This is a genomic window from Streptomyces hokutonensis, from assembly GCF_042751305.1.
In the GTDB taxonomy this organism is placed as follows: domain Bacteria; phylum Actinomycetota; class Actinomycetes; order Streptomycetales; family Streptomycetaceae; genus Streptomyces; species Streptomyces hokutonensis_A.
On record NZ_JBHYWD010000011.1, the window covers coordinates 142,580 to 150,890 of the forward strand.

The following is an 8,311-nucleotide window of genomic DNA, read 5'->3' on the forward strand; positions in this document are numbered from 1 at the left end:
TCCCTCCCCTTGATGAACCTCGACGCCTCCTTTCACCTCTACAAGATGTAGTAGGGGTTGCCCCGGCGTGAACCACGGGCCGACGAGGGTGGAACGAGGAGGAGAAGGACGCCATGGATGACGGTCCCCGCGCCGGCGGTGGTCTGCGACTGCGGCGCCGTGACACGCCCGCCACCGCCGGGCCGCCGCTGACCCGGCCGCTCACCACCGGGCCCGCCGCGCCGCAGCAGCTGCACCGGGGGATGACGCTGATCGCCACGATCAGCCTGTTCATCGGCACCCGCGCCGCCTGGACGGACGCGATGAGCTCCCGCCCGCCCGTCGCCGGGATCATCTCCGTCTGCTACGCCGGGATCCTGGTCGCCGGCGTCCTGGCCCTCACCGCCCGCACCCGGCGCGCCCTGACCAGGGTCGACGCCGGCGTGCTGCTGCTCGCCGCCGTCCTGGTGCTCTGCGGCTACTGGCTCAACCACGCCGGCACCGACGAGGGCGTGCTCACCGCGCAGGCCGCGAACCAGATCCTGCACGGCCACCCCGTCTACGGCCAGCCCTGGCCCTGGCTCTTCGGCTCCTCGTCCGTCGGCATCACCAAGACGATGGCGGGCAGCGCGGACTACACCTACGGCTACCCGCCGCTGACCGCGCTGCTCGCCGCCCCCGTGCACGCCATGATCCACTCGACGGCCGCCGCCACCCTCGTGACCACCGGCGCGCTCCTCACGGGCGCCGTCCTGCTGTGGCTGCTGCTCCCGGCCCCCTGGCGGTCCGCCGCCACGGCCGTGTGCCTCGGCTTCGGCTTCCTGCCCGGCTACGCCTACTCCGGCTACCCGGCCGTCCTCGCCCTGGTGCTCCTCATCCCGGTGGTGGTCAGGTGGACCGACACCGGGGCCGGCGGCCGGCTCGGACTCCCCGGAGTGCTCCAGGCCCTCTGCCTCGGCGCGGCCTGCGCCACCCAGCAACTCGCCTGGTTCCTCACGCCGTTCCTCCTGGTCGGCCTCTACGCCGTCCGCCGCGGCGACCTCGGCCCCCGGCTCGCCCTCGGCGTGGTCGCCCGCTACACCGGCACCGCCGCACTGACCTGGGCCGCGATCAACGCCTACTTCGCCGCCGAGAACTTCTCCAGCTGGCTGCACGGACTGCTGCTCCCGATCACCCAGAAGGCGATCCTGCACGGCCAGGGCCTGATGGGGATCTCGTACTACTTCACCGCAGGCAGCAGGCACCTCGACTACTACTCCTACGGCAGTCTCCTGCTCCTGTTCGGCCTGCTCGCCGCCACGCTGCTCTTCGTGCGGCGGCTCGGCCCGGCGATCACCGTGCTGCCCTGGCTGAGCTTCTACCTCGCCACCCGGTCCCAGGACGGCTACTTCCTGATGATGACCCCCCTGTGGCTCGCGGCCGCCGCCACCGTCCCCGCCTCCGCGTTCGCCTCGGCCTGGCAGCCGCGCATCCCTCGCCTGACCGCACGCCCGGCGCGGGCCGTGCTCGCCGCGGGACTCCTCGTGCCCGCCGTCGTCTGTGTGACGATCGCCGCGGCCAGTCCGCCGCCGCTGCGCATGAACGTCACGGCGGACATGGTGGAGCGCTCCGGGCACCGCGACATCACGCAGCTCGTCGCCCGGGTCGTCAACACGACCGGCACCCGGCTCACCCCCCACTTCGCCAGCCGCCTCGGGCAGGGCGCCTCCGACTGGTGGACCGCCTCCGGCGGCCCGGAGTCCCTCGCCCCGCACGCCTCCGCGACCTATGTCGTGAAGCCGCCCGGCGGCCTGAGGCGGGTGCCGGGCGGCTCGCATCCGCGCTTCTATCTGATCGCCGTCACCGGTACCCCGATGACCATCACCACCGCCCGCATTCCCACCAGTTGACCGACCTTGACGCAAAATGAAAGTCCGTAAATGAGAAAGCCCCTGCGGTGTTCTCATCTGAGATTGTTATATTGCGCAACCACGCAAGCGAGACGGAAACCCCGACTCGTCCGACCTGACATGGCCGCGCGCCCCTGGCCGCAGCACCGACGGCCTGAACGGCCCGACCGTTTTGTGGGAGTGCCAGATGACCGACCTCGGGGACGGCCCCGTGGGCCACGCCACGCGCAGCCGCACACGAGGGGTGCCCCGACCGCGGGCGGGTGAGGCCGACGAGCCGCTGCCCACCGGTGGCCGGGCCGCCTCCCGCGCCGCGGCCCGCCAGGCGCAGCGCGGCGGATCCCGGGCGGCCGGCCGTGCCGCCTCGCGCCGCAAGCAGCCCCCGCGCGGCAGGCGGGTGCTGAAGATCAGCGCGATATCCCTGTCGGTGGTGATCATGGTGACCGCGGGCGCCGGCTGGTGGTTCTACGAGCACCTGAACGGCAACATCAACAGCGTCCCCATCGACGACGGCGCGGGCGGCAAGGAGAAGGCCGACGCCTTCGGCCGTACGCCGATCAACCTCCTGGTGATGGGCAGCGACGCCCGGTCCAGCACGACCGACTGCAAGCTCGGCGGCGGCTGCTCGACGACCGGTGTGCAGTCCGGGAACGGCAACGCGGACGTGGAGATGGTGGTGCACATCTCGGCGGACCGTTCCAACGCCACCGTGATGAGCATCCCCCGCGACACCATGACCCAGGTCCCCGCCTGCAAGGACCCCAAGAGCGGCCAGTCGACGTCCGGCTACTACGGGCAGATCAACAGCGCGCTCCAGTACGGGCAGGAATGCCAGGTCAAGACCGTGCACGCGCTCACCGGCATCACCATCGACCACTTCGTGCAGATGGACTTCTCCGGTGTGGTGAAGATGTCCGACGCGGTCGGCGGTGTCTCCGTGTGCGTCGACGCCGACGTCTACGACACCTACTCGCACCTGAAACTGGCCAAGGGCACCCACACGCTCAAGGGCACCGCCGCGCTGGAGTTCGTCCGCTCCCGGCACGGCTTCGGCGACGGCAGCGACCTCGGCCGTACCGTCTCCCAGCACCTCTTCCTCAGCGCGATGATCCGCAAGTTCAAGAGCGCGGGCACCCTCACCAACCCCTCGGCGGTCTACAACCTGGCCGACGCCGCCACCAAGGCGCTCACCGTCGACACGGGCCTCGGCACCGTCAAGAAGCTCATCGGGCTCGCCGCGGACCTCGACAAGGTGCCGACGAAGCGCATGACGTTCACCACGATGCAGACCGGAGCCGACCCGACCAACGCCAACCGGGTCGTGCCCGCCGCCGCCGCGAAGAGCCTGTTCGCGACGATCGCCAACGACCAGTCGCTGACCAGCTCGTCCGGCAAGAAGTCGGCGGCGGCCACCGCGACCGCCACGGCAGTTGCCGTACCGGCCGCGCAGATCGCCGTCACGGTGGAGAACGGCACCAGCATCAGCGGCCGGGCCTCCACCGTCGCCACCGGCCTGATAGACGGCGGCTTCAGCTCCCGCACCACCACCGGCAACGCCTCCGTCAGCGCGACCACGACCACCCTCACCTACGGCACCGGACAGAAGGCCGAGGCCCAGACCGTGGCCAAGGCGATCGGCCTCTCCTCCTCCCGCCTCAAGCAGGGCACCGGCACCGGCCTGACGCTCGTCATCGGCACGGACTGGCCCAGCGGCACGACGCTCCCTGGCGGCTCCTCGTCCCCGGCCCCGGCCGACACCAAGGCAGCCACCTCCAACGCCCAGGCCTCGACCGCCGACCAGTCGAAGTCCTGCGCCAAGGTCAGCCCCTACAAGACGGTCAGCCTCAACGGCGTCGCGATGACCCCGACCCAGGCCTACCGGGCGGCGACCAACAAGAAGGACTCGGCGTCCTGACCCACGGCTAACCGACGGCGGCGGTCCAGGTGATGCGCGGGGGATCCACCCGCGCGCACAACGGGCCGCCGTTCGCGTCGGTCAGACCGAGGCGGCCGACCAGCAGCCCGTCGCTCGCGGCGGCGGCCAGGACGTCGGCGGGCACGGAGTCGAGCATGAGCTTGGCGCGCCGGAACATCGTGAAGACACCGTCCCCGTCGACCGTCCCCCAGGACAGATAGACGAACCGCAGGCCCATCCGGTGCTGCACATAGGGGCCCGTGACCACGACGCCGTCCGGGGTGACCTCCGCCGCGCACTCCAGCGTCCAGGTCGCGGACGCGGCGTCCCCCGGCTGCGGATCGAGGAGTTCGGCCGGCCGGTCCCGGCGCTGCACGGCGACGTGTACGTCGTCGTACGTCGGGACGGGCTTGCCGGCGGGGGCGGGGAAGGTACGGCCGGGCAGGTCGACAGCGTCGATGCGGAGGTGCATACGAGCCATCATGCCGCGCCCGCCCTCCGTACCCTCAGTCGATCAAGGGGAAATGGCAGGCTGTCCGGCGTCCGGAAGCCGTCAGGGTCAGCTGGGGGCGCTCCAGCGCGCAGAGTTCACGCGCGTAAGGACAGCGGGTGCGGAACGGGCACCCCGTCGGCTTGTCCACCGGGTTGGGCACCTCGCCGGTCAGCACGATCCGTTCCCGGCGCGGCGCGTCCACACCGTCGTCGATGTCCGGGACCGCCGACAACAGGGCCTGCGTGTACGGATGGGCCGGCTCCTTGTACAGGGCCTCCGTCTCGCCGAGTTCGACGATCTCGCCGAGATACATGACCGCGATCCGGTCCGACACGTGCCGGACCACCCCGAGGTCGTGCGCGATGAAGACGTAGGTGAGCGCGAACTCCTCCTGGAGATCCGCGAAGAGGTTCAACACCTGTGCCTGGATGGACACATCGAGCGCCGACACCGGTTCGTCGGCGACGATCAGCTTCGGGTTGGTCGCCAACGCCCGTGCGATCCCGATGCGTTGGCGCTGTCCGCCGGAGAACTCGTGCGGATAGCGGTCCAGATGGGCCGCCGCCAGGCCTACGACGTCGAAGAGCTCGGCGACCCGACGACGTACGGCGGCGGCGTCGCCGTACCGGTGGACGAGCAGCGGCTCCGCCACGATGTCCCCGGCACGACGACGCGGGTTGAGCGAGGCCTGCGGGTCCTGGAACACCAGCTGCATCCCCGGACGTACGGGACGCAGCCGCCGCGTGGACAGGGTGCTGATGTCCTGGCCGTCGAACTCGACCCGGCCGCCCGTGAGTTCGGTGAGCCGGACCAGACAGCGGCCGAGCGTCGACTTGCCGCAGCCCGACTCGCCGACGATGCCGAGCGTCTCACCGGCGCGCACCTCCAGCGACACCCCGTCCACGGCACGGAGTACTTTGCGGTGCCGGGAGAGCCCGTCCGCACGCAGGGGATAGTGCTTGGTGACGTCCGAGGCGCGCAGCAGAACCTCTGACGGTGTCGTTGGCGCGGTCACGGTGTCGCCTCTCGTTCCAGGTCCGGTACGTCCGTCGCCGCGACGCGTGCGGTCAGGCGCAGCGAGGCGCGGTCGTCATCGGGAAGCCAGCAGGCGTCGCGGTGCGCGCTGCCACCGAAGTCCCTCAACTCCGGTCGCTCCTCGCACTGTTCGTGCCGCAACCGGCAGCGGGGGGCGAACGCGCACCCCTCCGGCAGGTCTCCCGGCGCCACCGGCATCCCAGCGATGGTGGGCAGCCGCCGCAACCGGGGCCCGCCCACGCGCGGCACCGAGTCGAGCAGTCCCCAGGTGTACGGATGTCGCGGTCCGTGGAACACGGCCCGGCGCGGGCCCTCCTCGGCCGCCCGGCCGCCGTACATGACCAGGACCCGGTCGGCGATCTGCGAGATGACCCCCATGTCGTGCGTGATGAGGACGACCGCCGAGCCCTCCGCGTTCAACTCCCGCATCAGGTCGAGTATTTGGGCCTGGACCGTCACGTCGAGGGCCGTCGTCGGCTCGTCGGCGATCAGGAGTGCGGGACCGCACGAGAGGGCCATCGCGATGACCGCGCGCTGCCGCATGCCGCCGGAGAACTCGTGCGGGTAGGCGTTCGCGCGCGAGGCCGCGTCGGGGATGCCCACGTCGGAGAGCAGACCGACGGCACGCGCGTGGGCCTCCTTGCGGGACACCTTCTCGTGGGCCCGGATCTGCTCGGCGATCTGCCAGCCCACGGTGTACACGGGAGTGAGCGCGGTCATCGGGTCCTGGAAGACCATGGCGATCTCCCGGCCCCGTACCGCCCGCATCTCCTTGTCGGGGAGGGTGAGCAAGTCCCGTCCACGGAAGCGGACTTCGCCCTCGACGGTCACGTTCGGACTGGTCAGCAGACGCAGTACGGCAAGCATCGAGACGCTCTTGCCCGAGCCCGACTCGCCCACCACGCCCAGGATCTCACCGGGCGACACCGAGAAGGACAGGCCGTCGACGACCGTGACGGAGCCTCGGCGGGTGCGGAAGGACACCCTCAAGTCACGTACGTCCAGCAGGGGTTGGTCAGGCATGGCGGGCCCTCGGGTCGAGTCGGGCGTACAGGATGTCCACCAGGGCGTTGGCGAGGACCACGAAGAACGCCGCGTACAGGACCGTGCCCATGATCACGGGCAGGTCCAGGTTCTGGAGGGCGTCGAAGGTGAGCTTGCCGATGCCGGGAAGGCCGAAGACCACCTCGGTGAGCAGCGCGGCCCCGCCCACCAACGCGCCGAAGTCCAGGCCGAACAGCGACACGATCGGGATGAGCGAGCAGCGCAGGGCGTGGCGGATCAGGATGCGACGCTCGGAGAGACCCTTGGCGCGGGCGGTGCGTACGTAGTCCTCGTTCAGCGCGGTGACGACCTCGCCGCGCAGCAGCCGGGCGTAGATCCCGGCGTACAGCAGCGCGAGGGTCAGCCAGGGGAAGAGGAGGTGCAGGGCCCACTGGCCGGGGTGGGCGAGGCCGACGTAACCCGGTGGTGGCACCCAGGAGAACACCGAACCGTGCAGCTGCTTCTGGGTGATGAGGTTGACGACCTCGCCGAGCCAGTAGGCCGGCAGTGAGACCCCGACCACGCCGACGAGCATGATCAGCGGGTCGGCCGCCTTGCCGCGCAGGGCCGCCGCTGCCGTGCCCATGACGATGCCGGCCACCATCCAGATCAGCGCGGCGCCGACGACGAGCGACAGGGTCACCGGGGTGGCCTGCACGATCTGCGGGATGACGCGGGAGCCGCGGTTGACGAACGACTCCAGGTCGCGGTCGATCAGCAGGTGCCGCATCATCAGCATGTAGCGGATGGGCATGGGCCGGTCGAGGCCGAAGGAGTGCCGCACCTGGGCGAGCGTCGCCGGGTCGGCGTTGCGCCCGGCGATGCGTGCGGCCGGGTCGACTCCCGGGGTGGCGAAGAAGATCAGGAACACCAGCACACTGATCGCGAACATCACCAGCAGGGCGGACGCGAAGCGTTTGACGATGAACTGGAGCATGTGGCCCTCACACCCCTCCGCGCAGCCGGGCGCCCGGGTCGAGCGCGTCGCGCACGCCGTCGCCGAGGACGTTGAGCGCCGCCGTGGTCAGCGCGATCAGCAGGCCGGGCGCGATCGTCACGGCGGGCCGGGTGTAGAGCAGCCCGAGTCCGTCCTCGATGATCGTGCCCCAACTGGCGTCCGGCGGCTGGACCCCGACCGACAGGAAGGACAGCGCCGACTCGGTCAGCATGGCCAGCGCGGTCATCAGCGGCACGAACACGATCGCGGTCGGCAGTACGTTCGGCAGCACCTCGCGGCGCAGGATGCGCACGGTCGGCGCCCCGGAGCCGATCGCGGCCTGGATGTACTCCTTGTTGCGCAGCACCAGCACCTGACCGCGCAACGGGCGGGCGATGTACGGGACATAGATCGCCGCGATGATCGCGACGGGCAGCCAGAGGCTTCCCGCCTCCACGGTGAGCGGCCCGAGGTGCAGCCCGTCGGTGAGCAGCACGACCGAGAGGCAGATCGCCAGCAGGTACACCGGGAAGGCCCAAATCACGTCCAGGACACGGGAGATGACGGCGTCGACGACACCGCCCGCGTAGCCGGCGACGACTCCGACGACCGTACCGAGGGCGCAGGTGAGGAGCGCCGCCGTGAACCCGATGAACAGGCTCGTCCGGCCGCCGTAGAGCAGCCGGGCCATGACGTCGCGGCCCTGGTTGTCGGCGCCGAGGAAGTAGTGGGCGGGGTCCCAGGTCGGGCCGATCGGGGTGACGCCGAGGCCGAGGCCGGTGCTACTCGGGGTGAGCACCGGCACGGTCTTGCCGCCGACGACCGTGGTGCCGGAGACATGGGACTGGAAGGGGTCGGTGTGGGCGATGTGGTGTGCGTACAGCGGCGCGCACAGGGTCGCCAGGACGACGAGGAAGAGGACGACGGCCGCGGGCGGGGGCGGGCGCGGTGGGGGGGACGGGGGCGCGCCCCCGCGCCCCCGCCGCCCCCCCGGCCCCCGGCCCCGGGCGGGGGCCCGC

General features: G+C 71.1%; 7 protein-coding genes. 2 read left to right on the forward strand and 5 right to left on the reverse strand.

Annotated features, from left to right (window positions below):
* Positions 1 to 113 precede the first annotated feature (113 nt).
* Positions 114 to 1,868 (forward strand): hypothetical protein, encoded by a 1,755-nt coding sequence (locus ACFXC1_RS28085; protein ID WP_381247238.1) that lies wholly within the window; start codon positions 114 to 116, stop codon positions 1,866 to 1,868.
* Between the two features lie 187 nt (positions 1,869 to 2,055).
* Positions 2,056 to 3,783 carry an LCP family protein gene (locus ACFXC1_RS28090; protein WP_381247240.1) on the forward strand — a complete coding sequence of 576 codons (1,728 nt, stop codon included), beginning with the start codon at positions 2,056 to 2,058 and terminating at the stop codon, positions 3,781 to 3,783.
* Between the two features lie 7 nt (positions 3,784 to 3,790).
* Here the strand turns inward: ACFXC1_RS28090 and ACFXC1_RS28095 are convergent, their stop codons facing one another.
* The 5 genes from ACFXC1_RS28095 to ACFXC1_RS28115 all read right to left on the reverse strand — a co-directional run.
* A complete protein-coding gene (locus ACFXC1_RS28095; protein WP_381247243.1) occupies positions 3,791 to 4,255 on the reverse strand; it encodes a DUF5990 family protein in 465 nt (154 codons plus the stop codon).
* Positions 4,256 to 4,289: 34 nt separating this feature from the next.
* Complete coding sequence (locus ACFXC1_RS28100) at positions 4,290 to 5,291, reverse strand: ABC transporter ATP-binding protein (RefSeq protein ID WP_381247245.1); 1,002 nt, start codon at positions 5,289 to 5,291, stop codon at positions 4,290 to 4,292.
* Entirely contained in the window at positions 5,288 to 6,334 is a 1,047-nt protein-coding gene (locus tag ACFXC1_RS28105) for an ABC transporter ATP-binding protein (protein WP_381247248.1), read from the reverse strand. The genes ACFXC1_RS28100 and ACFXC1_RS28105 overlap by 4 nt, the downstream gene beginning before the upstream one ends.
* Complete coding sequence (locus tag ACFXC1_RS28110; RefSeq protein WP_381247251.1) at positions 6,327 to 7,292, reverse strand: ABC transporter permease; 966 nt, start codon at positions 7,290 to 7,292, stop codon at positions 6,327 to 6,329. The genes ACFXC1_RS28105 and ACFXC1_RS28110 overlap by 8 nt, the downstream gene beginning before the upstream one ends.
* A gap of 7 nt (positions 7,293 to 7,299) precedes the next feature.
* Positions 7,300 to 8,311, reverse strand: a 1,012-nt coding sequence (locus ACFXC1_RS28115) for an ABC transporter permease (RefSeq protein ID WP_381247253.1), incomplete at its 5' end; no start/stop codon positions are given.